At 41.5% G+C, this 313-nt stretch carries 1 protein-coding gene and 1 pseudogene; both read right to left on the bottom strand.

Annotated features, from left to right (window positions below; genetic code table 11):
* A partial coding sequence (locus tag AACR11_RS29265; protein ID WP_025769051.1) for a type II toxin-antitoxin system RelE/ParE family toxin occupies positions 1-173 on the bottom strand: 173 nt, incomplete at its 3' end.
* Positions 170-313, bottom strand: a pseudogene (locus tag AACR11_RS29260) (CopG family transcriptional regulator); the annotation flags it as partial. The gene AACR11_RS29265 and the pseudogene AACR11_RS29260, both read right to left, overlap by 4 nt.

Below are 313 nucleotides of genomic sequence, written 5' to 3'. Positions count from 1 at the left end.
AATCGTCCGCGGATGCCATCTCGTTGTACACCCATTAAAGGTTGTTCAAGCAAGTTTTCTACTTTTGCTTCAATGAGGTTGTCAGTTTTTTCTGCCGCATCAGGGTTGAAGTCATAGAGAAACTCGAAGATTTTTTCACGATCATTAAGTGACTCTTCTTCCCATAAAATCATTGCTTACCTCGATTACGGATTCTGGCTTTGCGCTCTTCCATTCGAGACTTAGCAGTTTGGTGCTCAACGAAAACAGATTTTCCTGAGTCAAACTTCTCAAATGCTAGGTTTACTTGTTCAGTTAGCCATGCATCGTGAGA

It is taken from the genome of Vibrio sp. L85 (genome assembly GCF_963871815.1).
Taxonomy (GTDB): Bacteria; Pseudomonadota; Gammaproteobacteria; order Enterobacterales; family Vibrionaceae; genus Vibrio; species Vibrio harveyi.
The sequence above is the reverse complement of the archived record's forward strand: the minus strand, read 5'-3'. Positions and strand labels throughout refer to the sequence as shown.